18 protein-coding genes are annotated in these 22088 nt (G+C 49.9%); all 18 read left to right on the top strand.

Going from position 1 to position 22088, the window contains the following annotated elements:
* The first annotated feature begins 2 nt into the window (after positions 1-2).
* Positions 3-998 (top strand): hypothetical protein, encoded by a 996-nt coding sequence (locus ACFSUC_RS19000; RefSeq protein ID WP_379931228.1) that lies wholly within the window; start codon positions 3-5, stop codon positions 996-998.
* A 540-nt stretch (positions 999-1538) separates the two neighbouring features.
* On the top strand, positions 1539-2129 hold the full coding sequence (locus ACFSUC_RS18995) for a TetR/AcrR family transcriptional regulator (protein WP_379931227.1): 591 nt from the start codon (positions 1539-1541) through the stop codon (positions 2127-2129).
* Positions 2130-2173: 44 nt separating this feature from the next.
* The gene (locus ACFSUC_RS18990) at positions 2174-2608 is read left to right on the top strand and encodes a DoxX family protein (protein WP_379931226.1); all 435 of its coding nucleotides are present in this window, start codon (positions 2174-2176) and stop codon (positions 2606-2608) included.
* Between the two features lie 120 nt (positions 2609-2728).
* Entirely contained in the window at positions 2729-3106 is a 378-nt protein-coding gene (locus ACFSUC_RS18985; RefSeq protein ID WP_379931225.1) for a hypothetical protein, read from the top strand.
* Between the two features lie 102 nt (positions 3107-3208).
* On the top strand, positions 3209-3823 hold the full coding sequence (locus tag ACFSUC_RS18980; RefSeq protein ID WP_379931224.1) for a YdeI/OmpD-associated family protein: 615 nt from the start codon (positions 3209-3211) through the stop codon (positions 3821-3823).
* Between the two features lie 38 nt (positions 3824-3861).
* A complete protein-coding gene (locus tag ACFSUC_RS18975) occupies positions 3862-4083 on the top strand; it encodes a helix-turn-helix domain-containing protein (RefSeq protein ID WP_379931223.1) in 222 nt (73 codons plus the stop codon).
* A 386-nt stretch (positions 4084-4469) separates the two neighbouring features.
* Positions 4470-5819, top strand: a complete 1350-nt coding sequence (locus ACFSUC_RS18970) for a sulfatase family protein (RefSeq protein WP_379931222.1) — start codon at positions 4470-4472, stop codon at positions 5817-5819.
* Between the two features lie 103 nt (positions 5820-5922).
* On the top strand, positions 5923-7419 hold the full coding sequence (locus tag ACFSUC_RS18965) for a DUF3604 domain-containing protein (RefSeq protein WP_379931221.1): 1497 nt from the start codon (positions 5923-5925) through the stop codon (positions 7417-7419).
* Positions 7420-7508: 89 nt separating this feature from the next.
* Complete coding sequence (locus tag ACFSUC_RS18960) at positions 7509-8600, top strand: Gfo/Idh/MocA family protein (RefSeq protein WP_379931220.1); 1092 nt, start codon at positions 7509-7511, stop codon at positions 8598-8600.
* 9 nt (positions 8601-8609) lie between these two features.
* Positions 8610-9542, top strand: coding sequence for a Gfo/Idh/MocA family protein (locus ACFSUC_RS18955; RefSeq protein WP_379931219.1), 933 nt, complete (start codon positions 8610-8612; stop codon positions 9540-9542).
* Positions 9535-10521, top strand: coding sequence for a Gfo/Idh/MocA family protein (locus tag ACFSUC_RS18950; protein WP_379931218.1), 987 nt, complete (start codon positions 9535-9537; stop codon positions 10519-10521). Before ACFSUC_RS18955 ends, ACFSUC_RS18950 begins: the two co-directional genes overlap by 8 nt.
* Before the next feature lie 156 nt (positions 10522-10677).
* Positions 10678-11562, top strand: a complete 885-nt coding sequence (locus ACFSUC_RS18945) for a carbohydrate ABC transporter permease (RefSeq protein WP_379931217.1) — start codon at positions 10678-10680, stop codon at positions 11560-11562.
* Entirely contained in the window at positions 11562-12395 is an 834-nt protein-coding gene (locus tag ACFSUC_RS18940; RefSeq protein WP_379931216.1) for a carbohydrate ABC transporter permease, read from the top strand. Before ACFSUC_RS18945 ends, ACFSUC_RS18940 begins: the two co-directional genes overlap by 1 nt.
* A 61-nt stretch (positions 12396-12456) precedes the next feature.
* Positions 12457-13785 carry an ABC transporter substrate-binding protein gene (locus tag ACFSUC_RS18935; protein ID WP_379931215.1) on the top strand — a complete coding sequence of 443 codons (1329 nt, stop codon included), beginning with the start codon at positions 12457-12459 and terminating at the stop codon, positions 13783-13785.
* A 271-nt stretch (positions 13786-14056) separates the two neighbouring features.
* Positions 14057-15880 (top strand): cache domain-containing sensor histidine kinase, encoded by a 1824-nt coding sequence (locus ACFSUC_RS18930; RefSeq protein ID WP_379931214.1) that lies wholly within the window; start codon positions 14057-14059, stop codon positions 15878-15880.
* The gene (locus ACFSUC_RS18925) at positions 15877-17490 is read left to right on the top strand and encodes a response regulator (RefSeq protein ID WP_379931213.1); all 1614 of its coding nucleotides are present in this window, start codon (positions 15877-15879) and stop codon (positions 17488-17490) included. Before ACFSUC_RS18930 ends, ACFSUC_RS18925 begins: the two co-directional genes overlap by 4 nt.
* A gap of 34 nt (positions 17491-17524) precedes the next feature.
* Positions 17525-18298, top strand: coding sequence for a glucosamine-6-phosphate deaminase (gene nagB, locus ACFSUC_RS18920; RefSeq protein WP_379931212.1), 774 nt, complete (start codon positions 17525-17527; stop codon positions 18296-18298).
* A 279-nt stretch (positions 18299-18577) separates the two neighbouring features.
* Positions 18578-22087: a cellulase family glycosylhydrolase gene (locus ACFSUC_RS18915; RefSeq protein WP_379931211.1), complete on the top strand. Its 3510-nt coding sequence runs from the start codon at positions 18578-18580 to the stop codon at positions 22085-22087.
* Position 22088 lies beyond the last annotated feature (1 nt).

Genomic DNA, 22088 nt, shown 5'->3' with positions numbered 1-22088 from the left:
ATTTGCATGATACGATATCAGCCAACATGCAATATCGTGTTTTGCTTATAGAGGAAGCACCTTATCCGGAATCCTATCTTCAAATGTATGAGGAAGCACTGATGCAATCCGACAGCAACCTGTTATTCGAAAAAGGTTTTGCGGACGATTGGACAGAGGGACAGGAGCTAAGTACTGTGATCATGAACCGATACGCGCCTCATGCGGATTATCATCCGATGGACGGCTCGCGGGCAGCGTTTATTGCAAAAAACCAGGTATTGGAAGGCAGAGTGCTGATCATCCGTCAGATTGAGGAGAGACAAGATTGGCTGGACTTTTCCGTCGAATATGCCAGACACTGCCCGATGTCTGGCGGACTGATTATTCTGACATATCGCGGTTCCACCCCTCTGACTTCTGCTCGCAAAGGCGTATCCGTGTTTAAGTGGAATTCGTACATTTCTAAATACGATATACAGTTGTTTGCTTCGAATTGTGTAGCTGATCAACTTGGGTTATCCGATCCGGAGCGCCATTATATTACGCAAATTGCCTCACGCCTGACGGGAACCGATCCAGAGTTATGCGAAGCGCTGGCAACCCGAGAACTGTTAGATTGTCCTCTCACATTATGCCAGCGCCTATCGGATGATTATGAAACCGCGAAACAATGGACTAATAAACCTCGGCTCGTCGATTCGATCGTCTGGGAAGCGCAAATCCATGTCGTTTTTCCAATCGTTGAACGAATGCGCAAGTATTATATCAAAACATATTACGACCGTTTACTTGCCGTTCTTCCTCAATTGGATGAATTCGAGAAAGAACTGTGCGAACCAGAGGATATGGAGCTACGTCATATGTGGTATTATTATTTTAAAACGAATGGCTTTCAAAGTAAGGAAGAACAACGAACATTCAACATGTTGTATAAGGCTCGCAACAGTTTGGCGCATCTTGATGCCCTAAGCTGTGATGAAGTTTTGGAAATCTTGAGGTTATGGGAACAACGTTGATTTTGTAAGTTTAATATTCCGCATCAACTGCGTTTATCTGTTCGAGATCATATTCATTGATGATTATAGTTTTGCATAGACGTCCGATACTCGAAGCCGTAGATATTTAAAAGAGAAATTTTCCATATTCTTGACTAGTAGAGAAGGCTTTGACTCGGATAGAATAAGGATGAACTAGTACAGCACTGCGATCTCTGAGTTGACTCCATAACGTGAGACAAATTAAAACTCCTTCAAGAAAAGACTACCATATCGTATGATGTGGAGGACAACTTGGAGGTGTTTTTGCGTTGGCAACTAGAGTTAGTTATTGGAATGAAGCCGCAAAATATGTACAGAAAAAACTTTTTGTATTCATTATATGCAGCTTCTAATATTTACAAACCGTTGGTCGGTATGTATAATAAAAAATAAACTGAAATAAACAACTGAAAAAATACGAAAAATCAGGCGGATTGGAAATGGATATGTAATAGCTTGGAGATGGATAGGAAGCAGCATGGAACAATGGTATGAAGCAGAAGGGAAGACGGATATCTGATGAAGCAGGAAGATCGAAGAAGGCAGACGACAGCACGTATACTCGAAACCACTTTAACACTGATCAAGCAAAAAGGGTGCGAGGCGGTAACTTTGAAAGATATTGTGGCGCATTCGGGCTTGTCCAAAGGAGCTATTTTTCACTATGTAAAGAGCAAGGAAGAAATATTCGCCTGGATTTTAAGGGAGCAGATTGAACAAACCAATACACGATTCCTGAACGAAGTCCATGAGGGTGGAAGCAGCTTCGCAGGACCGATGGAGAGGATCACCGAAGCGTTGCAAGCGATGGATGATCCCCGTAATCTGAGCAGTCAGGTGCTGATGTATTTGCTCGGCAAGGAAAAAGACCCCAAAGTCACCGAAGTGCTAAATCAGTTCTATGACACCCTGCTGAACATGGCGAAAAGTTGGATTGAAATCGGACAGCAGCATGGGGTGATTCAGCCCTCTGTAGATGCTGACACCACCGCCGAGATGTTCGTGCTGCTGGGATTCGGTATGCGGATGCGCGCTTCATTTTCAGCACAGGCCACACATTTTAATGCAGACAGATTGGCCCGCTTTATCGCACAAACGCTTCAATCTTAACGATACACATATGCACAAATCGACAGGAGAAGGAGGCAGTATGTATGATTCCATTTTTTGTACTGGTCATCAGTTTTGGTGTATGCCGTGCGATGGGGTATATCGGATGGACGTTCTTTGACGGCTGGCACCCCTCTTTGCAGGGTGCAGTGGCAATTATGTTATTTCTGACCGCCAGTGCTCATTGGGGAAAAAGAAGAGAGGACCTTATCAGAATGGTTCCCAGCCGTTTCCCAAATCCTGGTATGATCGTCACCCTTACTGGCCTGCTGGAGATCGTTGGCGCGCTGGGACTTCTGTATTCAGCAACCTCCCAGGCCGCGTCGATCGGTCTCGCTGTCCTGCTGGTTGCCATGTTTCCGGCGAATGTGAAAGCCGCGAGGGAAGGATTGACCATAGGCGGCAGACCGGTTCCATCCCTGCCTGCCCGCACGCTCTTGCAGCTCGTGTTTATCGGGGCCGTCTTACTGGCTGGCTGACACAAGTGCACGTGACGGTCATAGAGACAAAAATCACTTTTACAAAATTGGTTAAATCCGTTAATGTGAGAAGGAGATATCCAATGGGATAGAACAGAAACTTGGAAAGGACGAAATCTCATGAACCCCTTTTCGGATGCAGATAAGCTGGAATCGAAGCAATCTTTGGAATCGACAATCCGTAAACTGGAGAATGCCTGGTCCGGGATGACTCAACAGGGAGTCAATACGACCTTGGTGAAGAAGCGGCTTGATGCTATTCGCATCGGCTTGGCGATGCTGGAGAACAGTTGGCATGCATCTCCCCCAGTAACTCCCCATCCATACACGCAGCAAGATGTAGCAGAAGCCAGAAAGGTGATCGCTGGCTTGCTTCCATCCATTGAAAACCAATATGCCAAGGCCAAAGCGGGCAGTCCCCAGCGCACACTGCTGGAAAAAAGATTGAAATCGCTGGGACGAGCCATCCAAGCGCTGGACGAATGTTCTACCTCCTGAAGCCTGATATACCTGATATAAACGAGATGATGCGATGCGATAAGATGAGATAAACATGAAAGTATGTAGCGCCAATCCTAACAAAGAGGAGGAGGTTCTCAGGTGACAGACCGTCTTATGAATCCGAAGGTCGATGGATTTTTGAGAAAGGCCAAGAACTGGCGGGAAGAGTTTGAATTATTAAGACAGATTGTTCTGGACTGTGAGCTGACCGAGGATTTTAAATGGATGCATCCCTGTTATACGTATGAGGGGAGCAATGTCGTCCTGATTCATGGATTCAAATCATACTGTGCCCTGCTGTTTCACAAAGGAGCACTGCTGCAAGACCCGCACGGCATGCTGATTCAGCAGACCGAGCATGTTCAGGCAGCGCGGCAAATCCGCTTTACCCATGCAAACGAAATTGAAGAGATGGCTCCAGTCCTTAAAGCGTACATATTGGAAGCGATCAACGTTGAAAAGAACGGTTTGAAAATAGACTATAAGCAGACGAATGACTACGCTATGCCTGAAGAATTTCAACGCCAGCTGGATGACAATCCGGCACTGAAAGAAGCCTTTCAAGCTTTGACGCCAGGGCGACAGCGCGGCTACCTGCATCACTTCTCTCAGCCCAAGCAGTCCAAGACACGGGCATCAAGAGTCGAAAAATGGATACCGTCCATTCTTGAGGGAAAGGGATTGCAAGATGACAAAGGCAAGAGCAAAGTTTAGTTCTACTCTGATAATCATTGAATAGAGGAAGGAAACGGATGATCAGTTACAAGCCATTTCAAAAAATGCTGATAGACCGGGAAATAAAGAAAACAGAATTAATGAAACGGGCGCGCATATCATCTGCAACGATGGCAAAGCTCAACAAGAATGAGTATGTATCGTTAGAAGTCATTGATAAACTATGTGAAGTGCTGGATTGTCAGCCCGGAGATATGATGGAGTATGTGAAACGAAGCGAGGAAGAGGAAAGTGGATAGCTGTATACCAGTTGCAAAAGGGGAATACAGATGAAATCGAACAGGCTTCTGATCGTGGGAACCGTTCTTCTTGCAGCCTCTGTGGTATTCAATATTGTGCAGTGGATGGCTGAAGAGGACACGATACAAAATGAGATTGAGACCCGTTGAATGAAGAGCAGGCCAATCAATTGTTTATCCTGTTAAAGTCATCCTGAATCAGGATGTCATGGCGGCATATGCTTGGCAAGGGAGGATCACACTTCGATGTGGTCCTCTTTTTTTTATGCTTTGATAAGCCAGGCGCAAGGCTTCACTTTATTCCCAAACTTCCGTCAATATTGTCCGTATGATGAGATTTGTCACACTTTTATAATAAAAACAAATACAAGGCGAGGAGGTCAGGTGTGAATATCATCTATATCCATACGCATGATACCGGAACGTATATTCAGCCGTACGGTCACCAGGTGCCAACGCCTAATCTGATGAAGCTGGCGAAGGAAGGGCTGGTATTCAGGCAGATGTACAGCGCGGCGCCGACCTGTTCAGCCAGTCGCTCCGCTATGATGACCGGCATGTCGCCGCATTCATGCGGAATGAATGGACTCGCCCACCGCGGCTTTCGCTTACATGACTATGAGCAGCATATGGCCTCCTGGTTCAGGAAGGCAGGAGTAGATACGGTACTGTGCGGCATTCAGCACGAAGCGCCAGACCGTGAGATGATCGGCTACAGCCAGATCCTGAATGCGCCCTATAAACTCGATCAATCTGTCGAGTCTCTGGCGGAGATGGACCGGCACCATGCCAGCCTGGCGGCCGATTTCATCCAGCAGTCGCATGAACGGCCTTTCTTTCTCTCTCTCGGTCTGTATCAGACCCATCGGGAATTTCCACAAGTGAGCCCGGCATCGGCCCACTATGTGACACCGCCGTTTCCGCTCTATGATTCTCCGCAAAATCGGACGGATATGGCGGCATATATCGAATCAGCAAAAGGCATGGATGATTGCGTCGGCATTGTCCTTCGGGCACTGGAGAGTGCCGCTTGCCGAGCAGACACCCTGGTCGTATTCTCGACCGACCATGGTCTAGCCTTTCCTCGCATGAAGTGCAACTTGCTGGATACCGGCATTAAGGTGGCTTTCATGGTACGGTTCCCGGATGGACACCGGCAGGGCGAAGTCAGTGATGCCCTCGTATCACAGATCGATGTCTTTCCGACCTTTTGCCAGTGGCTGGGTGTGGATTCCCCACCGTGGCTGCAGGGCTCGTCCATGATGCCTCTCATGAACGGGGAGGTGGACGTGATTCGGGACCATTGCTTTGCAGAGGTGAGTTACCACGCGGCCTATGAACCGATGCGCATGATCCGATCCAAGCGATACAAGCTGATCCGCCGCTATGACCATTTGGCGCATCGCATCGCAGCGAATATCGATGACAGTGTGAGCAAGGATTTTCTGGTGGAACATGGTTATCTGAAAGGCACGGAACCTTCAGACATGCTGTTTGACCTGTATATGGACCCGGTGGAGCGTGTCAATGTGCGGGAGCAGGAAGACTATCGGGAGGTTTATGAAGATTTGAGCCAGCGCCTGGATCGATGGATGGAAGAGACAGCAGATCCGCTGCAGTATCACCCGGTTGTGCCATTGCCGAAGCAGGCCGTTGTCAATCGGCAGGATGCGATCAGTCCAAATGAAAGGCTGACCGATGTGTGGCCGGAGGAATCGGCATATTCCGATAAGTAGCATATGAGCGCTGAACCGATCCAGTCAAACGATCGGCAAGCTACAATCAACGAGCAATAGACCAGCTACAAACAAGTGAACTTTATAAAAGGAGTGATGGGGAATGAAGTTGTATTGGGGAGATTTGCATAATCATTGTGGCATCAGTTATGGATACGGGAGTCTGGAGAATGCGTTGAAGGCAGCGAAAAGTCAGCTGGATTTCGTATCCATTACCGGACATGCCTCCTGGCATGATATGCCGGAACGGACTGAGGAGCTTGAATTTCTCGTCGATTTTCATGAAAAGGGCTTTGCCAAACTGGCCGATCATTGGGAGCAGGTACGAAATACGGTAGCCGAGGCGAATGTACCGCATGAGTTTGTCACGTTCCAGGGGTATGAAGCGCATTCCAGTGAATATGGGGATCATCATATTGTTTCCTTGCATGATGACTTTCCGTTGATGGAAGGGGATTCTCCTGCTCACATTATCGAGAAGCTCGGGAGCAAGGAGGTCATCGCCGTTCCGCATCATGTCGGTTATACACCGGGCTACCGCGGAGGCAACTGGGAGTCCTTCAATCCGGAGATCAGTCCGATTATTGAAGTGTATTCCAAGCACGGCTGCGGCATGTCGGAGGATGCACCGTATCCGTATTATCACGATATGGGGCCAAGAGACCCGCGAAGCACGATCTTTGAAGCGATTCGTCGCGGACATCGCTTCGGCTTCGTCGGATCGACGGATCATCACGCTGGTTACCCGGGCTCTTACGGGGATGGCAGGCTCGCTGTACTGGCCGAAGAAAAGACGCGGGAAGCGATCTGGGAAGCCATTCGGGCGAGAAGAACCTATGCGATTACCGGAGACAAGATTCAGGCAGATTTCCGGATCAATGGGGCTCCATTTGGCAGTGAGATTCAGGCAGCAGATGCCCGCAAGCTGGAGCTGGACGTGCGAGGATGCGATACCATCGACAGAATCACCGTGTACAAAAATCTCAAGCCTTGGAAAATCATCAATGGCGATGAAATGAACGTGTCCAAACCACAGTCCGGCAAGTTCAAGATCCGCCTGGAAATGGGCTGGGGCAACGCCAAGGACGGTTATATCTGGAACGGACAAGTTTCCCTGGAAAACGGCGTGCTTCATGATGTGGAAACATGCTTCAGAGGAAGAAGCGTACTGGCACCGTCACCGGATATGAAGGAAGATCCGACGCTGAATGAACTGGCCAATGAGATCCTCGAACAGTCCGAGCAGCAAGTGTCATGGACTTGCACCAGCTTCAAAAATCCAACGACCCTGCATGCCCATACCGCAGCGCTCATTCTGGAGGTCGAGGGAGATGTGTCCTCGAAACTGCATATTGTACTGAACGGCAAGGAAATGTCTCTGACAATCGGTCAACTGCTGGAGGGCGGCATCAGCACCCATTTGCAGCCGCATAATTCCGAAGCATTCCTGGTGCACCGTGCAGTGCCGGAGCAAGCGTATACGTATCAGGGGGAATGGACAGACGAGCAGGCAGAGAATGAGACAGACGTCTATCATGTGGAGATTCGTCAGAAAAATCATCAGTTTGCCTGGATTTCTCCGATTTTTGTTAACGCATAAGCCTGTCCAAGCAAATGAAGCAAATGAAGCAAATCAAGCAGAGCAAGGTAAAACCACATACACAATCGATCTGATGGGAGAGAGTGCAGATGAGTAGAAAACTGAAGATTGGGATCATCGGGTGCGGGGGCATTGCGAATGCGAAGCATATGCCCAGCCTGTCCAAGCTGGATACGGTAGAAATGGTTGGTTTTACCGATCATGAGCAGGCCCGTGCGCAAAAAGCGGCCGATGAATATGGCAGTCTGGATGCCAAAATCTATCCAACCTATATGGACTTGTTGGCAGATGAGGCGATTGAAGTGGTACATGTGTGTACGAGCAATGCCAGTCATGCCGAGATCACAATCGCTGCCCTGGAAGCGGGTAAACATGTGATGTGCGAGAAGCCGATTGCCAAGACGGTCGCGGAAGCCAAGTTGATGGTGGAGACCGCCAAACGCACTGGAAAGAAACTGACGATCGGTTACAACAACCGCTTCCGTCCGGACAGCCAGTACTTGCACCGCTTGTGCCGAAAAGGAGAGTTCGGAGACATTTACTTTGCTAAGGCGCACGCGATTCGAAGACGCGGCGTTCCGACCTGGGGACAGTTTCTCGATCAGGAGGTGCAAGGAGGCGGACCGCTGATCGATATCGGGACGCATGCGCTCGATCTGACGCTATGGATGATGAACAATTACAAGCCGAAGGTTGTGCTCGGCACTTCTTACCACAAGCTGGGTCAGCGGGCGAATGCGGCGAATCCCTTCGGGCCGTGGGACCCGGAAAAGTTCAAGGTGGAAGATTCGGCATTCGGGATGATCACGATGGAGAATGGCGCAACCATCATGCTTGAATCTAGCTGGGCACTCAATATGCTGCAGGAAGGAACTGCGAAAGTGACGCTGTGCGGAACCGAAGCTGGAGCGGACATGTGGGACGGTCTACGAGTGAACGGAGAGAGAGACAGCGAATTGTATACGACGAGTATCGAGCTTAATCACGAGGGTGTCAATTTCTACAATACGCAGCAGCAGCCACCGGGCGAGCTGGAAGCCAGACTGTGGATCGAGGCGATACTGGAGGACAAGGACCCCGTCGTGACACCGGAGCAGGCGCTGGTTGTATCTCAGATTCTGGAAGCGATCTATGAATCATCGCGAACAGGCAAAGCGATATATTTCGATGAGAAGGAGTGAGCCGCAAGCATGAGAATCGCAGCTGTAGGAGCTGGCGCAGAAGCCAGCGCAAATCTGAATAAATGGGCCGCAGTAGACGGGATGGAGATCGCAGGCATTTACGATGAAAATGAGGCAGTGGCCAAACAGGCCGCTGCTGCTTGCCACACAACACCTTACACATGCATGAACACGATGCTGGAGGAAGTCAAACCGCAGCTCATCCTCGTACAGGGCGGGTCAGCATCAGGGATGGCGGAGCAGATACAGGCTGCCATCCGCTCAGGCGTCGATGTTCGCTGTGCTTCTGTGCTTGCCGAAGACTTGGAGCAGGCACAAGCACAACTGGATCAATGGCAACAGGCAGCAGGTCGTGTGATGGTCTTGTCATCCTCCCGGTTTGATCCGCGGTTTATCGATCTGAAGCAGGCTATTGCAGGCGGGAAGATTGGCCGATTCGGGGTCATGAACACGACGTGTTATATGCCAGACAATAACGCTAACCTGATCGAGGCGATGATTCGGGAACTGGGTATGGTGCTGGATCTGCTCGGAGAGGTGAAGACGATCTATGCGATGCAAAGACAGCAGGCGGGCGTCAACATGATGCTCATTACGCTGCGTATGGCATCAGGGGGCATCGTCAATATGGAAGTCTGTAGCGGTTATCCGGGTGAAGCAGTCAGAAAGGGCGAGATTGCGGGTAACAGAGGTGTACTGCGCTACAATGACAGCAAACATACGATGCAAGTCCAACAACACAACAGCAAGGTGGCGGTGACCCCGACCAGATTGGACATCCGGGCCCTGGAAGCTGACCAGCTTGCAGGTATCCTGACAGATGGGGAGCGAGCACAGCAGCTTCGTGCTCATGTGGATGAAGCCGTACGTCTCGCTTCAGCCGTACTGACATCCGTCGCACAGGGACAACCGGTAAAGTGGGGAGGGAATCACGATGAATAAGATCAAAATCGGCATGCTCAGCTTTGCACACATGCACGCATTCAGCTATTTTGAGGTGTTGATCGAGCGAGAGGATGCAGAGATTGTCGGCATATGGGATGCAGACCCGTCGCGCGTGAAGGACATCTGTGACACCCATCAGGTAACATTCTTTGATCGCTACGAGGATTTGCTGGAGACGGATTGCGATGTCATCATTATCAATTCTGAGAACGTCTTTCATGCGGAGCATACGATTGCCGCAGCCAAGGCGAAAAAGCATGTCATGTGTGAAAAGCCGCTGGGCACGAAGGTCGCAGACATGGAAGCCATGATTGAGGCATGCAAGGAGAACGGTGTCAAGCTGATGACGGCTTTCCCGAACCGTTATGTCCCGACCGTCGTAGAAGCGAAGCGCCTCATCGATCAGGGAGAAATCGGGGAGCTGGTCGCGGTCAAGGGAACGAACAAGGGAGCTATGCCCGGTGGATGGTTTGTAGATGCCTCCCTTTCCGGCGGCGGTGCGATGCTGGATCACAGTGTCCACGTAATGGATATCATGAACTGGGTCATCGGTTCGCCAGCGGTAGAGGTCTACGCGGAGAACGGCACGCTCTTCTATGATGAGCTGAATATCGACGATTCCGGGATGGTCAATGTGAAGTTCGCAAACGGTGTGATCGCTTCGCTCGATACGAGCTGGTCCAGAATTGAGCCCTACCCGTACAAGCGGGACCTGACCATCGAATGGATCGGAACGAAAGGAACGATTTCCATTGATTATTTCCAGCAAATCAATGAAATCTATAGCGGGGAGATCGGTCATGCGGAGTGGAGTTACTGGGGAGACAACAAGGACGATCTGCTCGTATCCGATCTCCTGCATGTCCTGAAAACAGGTGAAGACATGCCGATTACCGGAGAAGACGGCCTCCATTCTACACGTGTTGCGATTGCGGCTTATGAGTCAGCGCGAACCGGTCGTGTGGTCAAGATATAGCAAAATAGTGGAGCCTTCCTATCAGGAGGCTCCGCAGTCAAATCCGAAGTAAGCGCTTTATTTATTCACAAAAGTACCAAGAATAGATCAATTTCGTTCGTACAATGACATCGATCACACTTCTATAATAAAAGAAAGAAGGGAGGGAACAGCCAGATGAAAACCAAAACCAACTACAAGAAAATCGGAGAGTACTGGCTCTTTACCGGCCCTGCTGTATTCTTTTTCTTCCTGATTGTCGTCATCCCTTTTGTGATGGGGATGGGCTACTCCTTCACGGACTGGAACGGCGTATCCAGTGATCCGAATATGGTCGGTTTATCTAATTTCACACATATCTTCACGGACGATCCCTTGTTCCGGGACTCCTTCTCATTTACACTTCGGTTTACTGTGACGGCCGTGATCCTGACGAATGTCATCGGCTTTGGCCTGGCCTTGCTGGTGACGAGCTATTTGAAAACGCAAAATATGCTGAGAACCGCCTTTTTTATCCCGAATGTGATCGGGGGGCTGATTCTCGGATTTATCTGGCACTTTATTTTCACGAAAGGCTTTCCGAGCTTCGGCAACCTGACGGGGATCGAAGCGCTGAAAACCCCGTGGCTCGGTGATGCATCGACAGCTTTCTGGGGACTGGTCATCGTGTTTGCCTGGCAGTTAAGCGGATACATGATGGTCATCTATATCGCGGCCCTGCAAGGCATTGATCAGAGCCTGCTGGAGGCAGCCAAGATTGATGGAGCCAACAGTGTACAGCGATTGCGTGTCATCGTGATTCCGTTGATCGCACAGGCATTTACCATCTGCTTGTTTCTGACCATTTCACATGCGTTCAAGATTTTCGATATCAACTATGCGCTTACGGGTGGAGGTCCGTTCCAGTCTACGGAATCGCTGACGATCCACATTTACGAAGAAGCATTTCGCAACAATCGCTATGGCATCGGAGCGGCAAAAGCCTTTATCTTCTTCCTGGCTGTAGCGGCTATCACGATCATTCAAGTCTCGTTAACGAAGCGAAAGGAGGTTGAGATGTAATGGGTGAATCCAGATATTCCTGGAGCAAGCTGTTGCTGGAAATCATGGCGATTGCGCTCGCACTCGTCTTCCTCATCCCGTTTTACTTCGTTGCTGTCAACTCGGTCAAAAGCTTTGCCGAGATTCTCATGCATACCATCTCGTGGCCGAAGGAATTTGTGTTCAGCAATTATGCGGCTGCCTGGGAGCAGATCCAGTTTGCCTCGGCCTTTCGCAATTCTCTGCTGGTTACGTTCTTCAGTAATCTCGGCCTGATTATTATCAGTTCCATGGCAGCATGGAAGATGGCCCGAACGAAACGCAAGGCGAACCAGATTCTGTTTTTCATCTTCGTGTCTGCTATGGTAATCCCGTTCCAGTCACTGATGATTCCACTTGTGAAGTGGGGCAATACGCTGGGACTGATCGATACGATTTACGGTCTCGTGATCATGTATTTTGGATTCGGGGTTTCCCTGAACCTGTTCCTGTACCACGGTTTCGTGAAGTCGGTGCCACTGGAAATTGAGGAATCGGCCATCGTGGATGGCTGTAATCCGATGCGACTGTTCTGGAGCATTGTGTTTCCGCTCCTCAAGCCGATTACCGTTACGATCATTATTCTGAATTCATTGTGGATCTGGAATGACTTCATGTTGCCGCTCCTGATCCTGCACAGTCCGGAGTATCTCACGATTCCGCTGGTCATTAGCAAGCTGTTTGACCAGTTCATGAATAAATGGGATCTGGCTTTGCCGGCAATGGTCATGAGTGTCACCCCGGTTATCCTGTTGTATCTCGTTTTGCAGCGCTACATTATTCAGGGTATTACTGCTGGCGCACTAAAAGGTTGATTTATAGTCATTCCTATAGAATGATTGATAAATAAAATGATGAATGCGGGAGGTCATGAATATGAAAAAAGGTTGGATCGTTTCTTTGGTACTGGTGATGCTCGTCTCGCTGGTTGCAGCTTGTGGCGGCGGCAATGAGAATGCAACAAACAACAAAGGCAATAATGCGTCGAACAATGGCGCAGCCAGCGGCTCTGACAGCGGAGCAGACGCAGGAAATGGCGAGAAGAAGGAACTGCATGTCTTCCACTTCAAGGCAGCGATTGCCGAAGAGATGGAGGAGATGGAAAAAGCGTATGAAGCCGAACATCCGAATGTGGATCTTACCATTGAAACCGTCGGCGGCGGTGCGGATTGGTTGGCTAATCTGAAAACCAAGTTCGCGGCAGGCAAAGGACCGGATGTCTTTGTTGTCGAAGGAATTTCGCAGCTGGAGCTGTGGAAGGAATATTTGACCGATTTGTCTGACCAGCCATGGGTGGAGCATTCTCTCCCGTTTGCCAAGGAACAGATGATGCTGGATGGCAAGCTGTACGGCATGCCGATGAACATTGAAGGCTTCGGATTTATTTATAACAAAGACCTGTTTGCACAGGCTGGCATTGAACAGGCGCCAACGACGATGACGGAGCTGAAAGCAGCAGCTGCCAAGCTTCAGGATGCGGGTATCCTGCCATTCTCCAATGGCTTTGCTACCTGGTGGGTAGTCGGTTTGCATATGCCAAATGCGGCTTTTGCCCAGCAAGATGATCCGGCAGCTTTCGTTAAAGCGCTGAATGAAGGAACCGAAACCATTGCGGCGAATCCTAAATTCCAGGAATTTGGCGAGTTGATGGATTTCGTACTGGAAAATGGCAACCCGAGTCCGTTAACGACAGACATGGAAACACAGCTTACCTTGTTTGCGACAGGGGAAGCAGCCATGATGCACCAGGGGAACTGGGTGGAGCCGAAACTGGCTAAAATGAATCCGGATTTGAACCTGGGTCTGCTGCCAGTGCCGCTAAATGATGATCAATCCAAGACAGACCGGATTCAGGTCGGCATTCCAATGAACTGGGTCGTGAACAATCAGTCCCAGAATCTGGACGGAGCGAAGGAATTCCTGAACTGGCTGGCAATGTCGGAAACTGGTAAAGCATACATCACCGACAAGTTCAAAATGATTCCGGCTTTTGACCATATGGATGCAGTAGATCCGATGGGAGTCAGCCAAGACGTCATTCAATATTCCAAGGACGACAAGACACTGCGCTGGGTATTCCCGACATGGCCGGATGGCGTAGCCAACCAGTTCGCGGATAACGTGCAAGGATATATTGGCGATCAGCATGACTTCAATACGATGCTGGAGAAAATGGATCAGTCTTGGGAACAACTGAAGAAGTAAAGATCGCAGGACAAGCGGAAACAATAGAGGGATCGTGGATTCAGCTCTAGGGTATGATGCGCAATTCCGTTGATCCATCGCACAGGCGGGCAGGCTTCCCGGTCCTTTCAGGGCCGGGAGCTTTTTGTCACTGGACAGTCGGTCGGATTCGTTCGGCCATGAACCGATGTCTCCCTTTCGTTGCACCCTGGTGAAATGGACCGGTTAACGATTTTACGGGATGTGTTACGATAGAGGGGTTACATCATGACGAACAGGCAGGTGCATGCAGATGCCGGAATTTATGAGAAAGAGTATTCGCCTCAAGATGATTGCCTTATTGCTGATGATCACGATCATTCCGTTTGGTTCCTCCATTGTATGGACATACCACCATACGAAGGAATCGATGAAGGACACCTCCATTCAGGAGAATCTGAATCTGATTTATCAGGGCAAGACCAATCTGGAAAATTATATGGACAACATGAATCGATTGACCTTGTCCATTTACCATAACTCCAGATTGATGAATATTATGAAGACGAGCACGAGTGAAGAATATGCGTCCTTTGATGAAATACGCAATATGCTGGCTTCTTTTTCCCATTTTAATGATCATGTGGAGCAGGTGGTCTTCTATATTGAAAGCCGCAAGCAGGCTTTCTCCACCTCCAAGACCTATCATATGAATGCGAGAGATATGAACCCGGATCAGTATGCAGTCTACAGCGAAGCCAAGGAACAGCCTGGACATATGCTGATCGAATCGAATCATTTGCTGCATACGTACGGCTTAACCGAATATGAGTACCATTCCAACACGGTGGTGTTCTCGATCCATCGCGCCATTTTCGATTATCCGGATCGCACTTTTCTCGGCTATTTGTCGATCGATCTGGATACGAGGCAGATTGCCAAAATGACCAAGAAGCTGTTCAATCCGGGTCAGGAGCAATTTTATCTGGTGGATGTCGATGATGATGTCCTGATCTCGTCCAGTTCAGCCACTGGGGGCGATCCTTCCAAGTGGGCCAAGGCGGTAGGTTGGCAGGAAGCGTCCAGCGGATATTTGGATTGGGAGGATGAGGACTTCCAGGGCGTGATCGTGTATGACCGCTTGGCGCAGGAACTCGGGGGATGGACGTTGATCAAGATGATTCCCTACGATTTCCTTTATGAGGATGCGCGGGCCGTCGTGCTGATGAATATTGCTATCGGTTCGCTTGTGCTTCTGCTGGTCGTGCTGGCGACGCTGTTCGTCTCGTTCAAGATTACCAATCCGATTCGTATCCTGTCCGGTCAGATGGAAGAGGTCAAGCAGGGCGACCTGCAAATGCGCTTCAAGTCGTTTGGAGACGATGAGATCGGCAGACTGGGCAGAACCTTTCAGTCGATGGTCGAGACGATTAACGATTATATCAATCGGGAGTATCGCTGGAAGCTGCAGAACAAGACCAATCAGTTGAAGGTGCTGCAATCCCAGATCAACCCGCACTTTTTGCATAATACGCTGCAATCCATCGGCACGCTGGCGCTGCAAAACAACATGAAGCCCATTCATCGTCTTCTGCGGTCGCTGTCGGAGATTATGCGCTACAGCATGAATGCGGAAGAGGATATCGTGACGATCCAGAAAGAAGTGCACCATATCCAGGCCTATCTGAAGCTGCAGAAGCAGCGTTTCGGAGATCGCTTCTCCTATGAACTGGACATGGATGCGGCTGATCCGTATCTGATGGAGGCTCTCATTCCGAAGATGACCCTGCAGCCGCTGGTCGAGAATTACTTCAAGCATGGACTGGATCAGACCAGTGACGGCGGGATGCTCTGGATTCGGGTGAAAGGGCAAAAGGACCGCATTCATATCGAGATTGAAGACAATGGCGCGCACGTCGATGACGCCCATATAGAGAAGCTGCGCATCTGGCTGGCAGAGGATGATCTGAAGTTCGAACGTCCGGAAGATTCCGGAATCGGACTCATCAATGTCTACCGCCGATTAAAACTGTTCTATGACCACCATGCGGAATTTCATATCGGCAGAGGACAGGCTGACGGATTTAAGGTGTCGGTGTCGCTGCCTGTGACGACCAGGGAAGGAGATGCATCATGAAACTGCTGATCATTGATGATGAGGCCCACGTGCGTGAAGGGATCAAGCTGCTGATGGAAATGGATATGCTCGGGATTACAGAAGTGCTGGAAGCGTCAGATGGCATGAAAGCCGTCGATATGATTCAGGTGCATCGGCCCGAATTGATTATTACGGATATGAAAATGCCCAACATGGACGGGATTGAACTGCTGAAGTGGCTGAAAGACAATGCCTACTTATGCAAAGTCCTCGTGGTGAGCAGCTACGATGATTATGAATATACGAGAAAGACGATTCAATACGGCGGATTTGATTACTTGATGAAGCCGATTGATGAAGACGAGTTGAATGGTACGCTGCAAAAAGCGGTCCAGCAGTGGAAGCTCGAGCAGGAAGGGGAGCGCAAAAAAGTCCAGGAGGCGATCCATGCCAATGAAGTAAGGCCGCTATACATGGATCAGATGCTGACTCGTATGGTGGACGAAATGCCAGTAGGCGATCAGGAAGCGGAACAGGTGTGGAACAAGCTGGGCCTGACCGCATCGCAGGGTCCGTTCCGGGTTATCGCGATTCCGGTCTTCGAAAATCTGCCGCGTGTACGACAATGGTTCTCCAAGCGAATGGACAATCTCTTCTTTGCCATATTGAACATTGTCAATGAGTATGCCGGTCAGGAACAGGCAGGACGTGCGTTCAGATACCTTTCACATGCCGGGCTGATTGTGCTTGTTTGCAGAGACCAGCTCGATATCCGTTTCTGGACGGAGAAGCTGGAAACGAGGGTGCGCAAAACGCTGAAACTGCCGCTGGAATATTACATCAGCGCACCGATCGGGAAGCCGGCACAGATCAAGGCCTGTATCGACACGGCCGTCACGGCTATCCAGCAGCGCAACCTGTTTGACAGCACTTACGCCAGTGTATACGAACAACAGGGATATCCGCAGATGGAACTGCATTCGCTGTATGAAACGAAGTCGTTGCAGCTGGCGCTGTGGAGCGGACGTACCGACCATATCGCGCGCAACGTACAGCAGTTCTTGCAGCCCGTTGTTCAAAGCGCGACGGTCAACCGGGAGCAGATTGCCTGGTGGGAGAAGGAATTGAAATTGATGCAGGAGCGGGCGGAACGCGACTGGCGGAAAAATACGTCCTTGGAGCCGTTAGCGCCTGTTACGGGTGGCTTGTCTTATTGGGATGAGCAGGGCAGCTTTTCAATGAAAGCGCTGGAGGAGAGTCTGACTGCGCACCTCCAGCAGGTGGCGAAGATGAATCAGCAGCTGAAGCAGCGGGACGATCAGGCTTCTGTTGATTTGGTCAAAAGATTTCTTGAAGAAAACTTCGAGCAGTCGATCAGTCTGAAGGATGTGGCCGAACATTTTTATGTGAGCCGCGAATATATGTCCCGATTGTTCAAGCAGAAATTCGATACGACCATTAATGATTACATTACCAAGCTTCGGATGGACAAGGCGCGCTCCCTGCTGAGCAATCCGGCGTTAAAAGTCGGTCAGATCGCGCATCTGTGCGGATATGCGGATGAAAGCTATTTCGGCAAAGTGTTTAAAAAGGAAACCAGTCACTCACCAAATGAATATAGACGAATGGTGGAGACGCAACAACAATGAAGGATAGATTAACGCAGTAAAGGAAGTGTCAGGTATGCGTTTTATAACGGCAGTGGACAGGGAGAGACTGGAGAAAAAACTGGCGATGATGATCGCAGCTCAGGTAACCCGCAAGCCGGATTCGGTGCTGGGCCTGGCCACAGGGTCGTCACCGATGAATGTATATAAACGTCTGGTTGAGCTGTACAGGCAAGGGTATGTGGATTTTTCTGAAGCATCCTCCGTGAACCTGGATGAGTACACAGGGCTGCACCCATCCGATCCGCAATCCTACAGCTCTTACATGAATCAGCACTTGTTTCAGCATATCAATATTCAGCTTGAACGCACCCATATTCCGAGCAGTGATTCTGCCTGTATGGAAGCGGAATGTGCAAGGTATGAAGCGCTGATACAACGACTGGGAGGCATCGATATGCAACTGCTCGGTATCGGGCGCAACGGGCACATCGGCTTTAATGAACCGTCTGCGACCTTTCCGGTAGCGACCCATGTCGTGCATCTCGATGAGAGCACGATCCGCAGCAACGCGCAGTATTTCGAGTCTGCTGAAGCGATGCCCAGACAGGCGATAACGGTCGGCATCGGTACGATCATGCAGGCCAGGAAAGTAGTCTTGATGGCCTTTGGTGAACAGAAGGCCGATATTCTCCAACAGGCCTTTTTCGGTCAGGTCACCCCGGAGGTACCGGCTTCTATTCTGCAATTTCATCCGGATGTGACGATCGTAGCCGATCAGGCCGCCATGCAGACCATTGTGAGAAACAGCAAGGATCATAAGGACATAGAGGACATCGTTACAGTCTGATCTGGAGCTCGTCCGTAACGGAATCAAAGAGAAAATCCGCATGAACCAAAAGGATCATGCGGTTTTTTGTGGAATGAAATAGGCTGCTGGATAGGCAAGAGACGGGTATTGTTGTTTGTGAATGAGCTCGACGTGGCATTGAACGGAGAGAAATTGGATGCAAGAAGGTAGTCCAAGAAATCAGAAGATTGTCGAAGGACATGAAAGTGCTTCCATACTATACTTCTATGTAGGCTTGAAATTTTATAGTTTGAATCATACCACGTAGGAGGACTGTCCATGAAGAAGACATTGTGTATGGTATTGATGATTGCACTCGTTCTGTCGACTGCAGGATTGGGATGGCAGCAGGGAGAGGTGCAGGCCGAAGAGGTTGCTCAGGCTGATGCAACCGTATATGTAGATGCCAATGAGGTACTGGAGGATCACTACTTGGGGGTAGGGGTTCAGTGGGATCCGCAGGACCCGACGGTGACCGACTATACGTATGAACAATGGAATATGATTACCGATCGCGTTGGTTTTATGAAACCGCCGATTATCCGAACGATTTTGCAGGCCAGATGGTATGCGAAGCTGGACCCGTCCGATTCGCAGGACGGCATCCAATATTATTGGGAAGACCCGGCTAACTGGGGAAATGATGACATGGAGAGAGTGTATGCCATTCTCGACTATGCGCAGGCCAATGACATCGAAGTCATTTTGGGTGAGTGGTCCAAATCTACACAGGACCCGCTGCACTTCGATGATTCAACCGATCCGAGATGGATGGAGATGATGTCCGCTCTGATCGAGCATATGATTCATGAAAAAGGATATACGAACATTAAATACTGGAACTACATCAATGAGCCCAACGGAGAATGGGGCATCAGCGATGAAGGGAAAGACAGATGGACAGTATGGAGCATTGGTGTGCGCCGTCTCCATGAGAAGCTGAAGGAAAAAGGGCTGGAGGACGATATTCTGATTGTAGGTCCGGATTCCACGTCCGCAGATAACTGGGTAGATATGACGGCTGATCATCTCCCGGACGTGGTAGATGTATATGACATTCACCGCTATGCCACAGACAGCGATATTATGTCCGGAAACATCGAGAAGACGGTTGCTTCCAAGAAAGCCTATTACATGGAGAATGACCCTTATGGAGGGGTGGACAAGCCATTCATGATGGGGGAAGCCGGTTTGGCTGACGGGAAGAACCATCTGGATCAGCAGTTCAGGGTGTATGATTTTGAATATGGCGTGATGATGTCTGATTACATTAACCAGACCATGCGAGGCGGACAGGCCAGCATCATCTTGTGGAGTCTGGATGATTCCATGCACCGACTGGATGCTTTCGATCCATCTTCCACTTATAAAGTATGGGGATTCTGGCATACGCTCGGGACAGAAGAGGAACAGGCATTGCGTCCTTGGTATTATACGTCCTCGCTCTATGCACGAAACTTCCCGCGGGGCAGCCAGACGGTATTTGCGTCCAAATCAGGCATTAACAACGTGCATGTAGCCGCAGCTAAAATTCCGAATGGCAATGAATATGATCTTTCTTTTGCACTTGTGAACAATCAGCCGGAAGCGAAGACCATCAAGCTGGTTATGCCTGCTGCGACTGCTCCGGTCACGATGAACCAATACAACTATTTTGAAAATGATCGTCCGGTTGACGCGAATGGCTATCCGGTTGCTTCCGGGACGCTGACAGACGTAGATCTGACCCAGGGCATTGATATTACCCTTCCAGGTCGAGGCGTGATCCTCTTGTCCACGCTGGAAACCGGAACCTCCCCGATCGCGCTGGATGAAAACGCAACGATTCCGGTTACAGGAGGGGAAACGGTTCAGGGATATACCTCTGTGATTGAGGATGAACTGGAGAATTTCGAGCACATCTATGATCTTTCCGATGGCTGGCAAATGGATACTGGCAATGCCGATCTTTATTTTGAAGGGGATGCAAGCCGTATCAAGAGAGGTTGGGATAATGCCCAGCATGTGACGTATCAACTGAATGACATGGATCATTTTGAAGCCAAATTCTTTTACAATGCAGGTACACTACCTTTTGATGCAGAGCAGACGGTGAAATTCTACACTTCTCCGGATGGAACGACTTGGGAACCGATGCCTGCGCAGTTCAGCAACCCGTCTCCAACAGCAGACGGCTGGATGAAGATTGTGTATACACCAGGCGCCAAGATGCCTGCAAACACAGCTTATCTTAAGCTGGAGGTGCTCCCGGACGGCGATTCCGGTAATGACGGCAATTCATGGACGCCTCAGCTGGCCTATATGAAGCTGACGAGAACGCTAGTGGATACACTTGAAAACTTCAATAAAATGTATGACTATGGCGGTTTTCAGTCGGACAGCTCCAATCCAGATTATTTCAATGGCGATACATCGCGGATGAAACGAACTTCCAGCAGCTCGGAAGCGATTGTGTATCGACTCAATGATATTGGAGATTTCAAGGTCGATGCCGGTTATCAGGGGACGCTCGGAGATAAAGTCACCTTCGATATTTCCCCGGACGGCGAGAACTGGACACCAATCGGGGCAGATTTCACAGAGCCGCAGGTATTTACGGACTGGTATCTGACCAGCTTCACGCCGAATGAAGTGATTCCGGTCGGGACGAATTATTTGCGAATCTGGGCCAATGCGGGCGGAGAAGTGTGGGACCCGCAGATTATGAATGTCACGATTTCTCCGGTTGCCAAGAAGCTGGTCGATGGGCTGGATAACTGGCAACACATTGCCTCTCATTCAGATGGCTGGTCCTTCGATAACGGCAACGCGGAGACATACTTCGAAGGAGACGCTTCACGCTTGAAGAGAACTGCACTGGATCAACAGGAGATTGTCTATCACTTTACGGGACTCGACAGCTTCTCCGCGAACGTATACGGTGAAACAGGCAGTGTAGATGTGACCAGCGGGATTGATTTCTATACTTCCACGGACGGTGCGAACTGGTCTGTCGTAGATGCGGTATATGCGGACGGCCCTGTACCGACAGCGGACAACTGGGCTCGGTTCACCTTGAAATCCCAAGCGGCCATGCCGGAAGGGACGAATTATTTGAAATTGGTCTTCTCGGAAACAGGTGGAAATCCATGGAGTCCGCAACTGTCCGAAGTGACCTTGATTTCAGGCAAGAAGGAAGACAAGGCAGCGCCTACCGCTCCTGCCAATCTGCGCGCGGCCACCTATGGCGCCAGCTATGTCAACCTGGAATGGGATGCCTCTATCGATGATATCGGGGTGGAAGCCTATCAGGTATTTGACGGCGGGGTACTTGTTGCCACCGTGGCGGAGACTTCCGTCCAGCTGAGCGATCTGGAGGCAAATTCGGCGCACGACTATACGGTCGTGGCGGTGGATGGCACCGGCAAGACTTCGGCAGCCAGTGACGTGCTTCAGCTTACGCTGAAGAGTGTGGTATCCGTTGATCAGGTTTCCTTTACCGATTACAATGGCACGGAAGTGACGGATCTAAACGGACTGAGTTTTATAAAAGCTTCCGCTTCTGTAACGAACAATGAGCGCTCAGACGTATCAACTTCCATGATTGTTGCCTTGTATGATGCCGATGGCGCTGTACAGAGACTTTCCATTGTGGAGAAAACCCTTGGCGTCGATGAGACGTTGACATTCCAGGCTGGATTCGATCTGCCCTCGGATGTAACGGGACATGAGATCAAAGTATTTGTATGGGACAGCCTGGGTGGCATGACGCCTTACGCCGAACCTGTTGTCTTTCCGGCTTCCTCTTAGT

Source organism: Marinicrinis sediminis, from assembly GCF_042685085.1.
Taxonomy (GTDB): Bacteria; Bacillota; Bacilli; order Paenibacillales; family KCTC-33676; genus Marinicrinis; species Marinicrinis sediminis.
The sequence above is the reverse complement of the archived record's forward strand: the minus strand, read 5'-3'. Positions and strand labels throughout refer to the sequence as shown.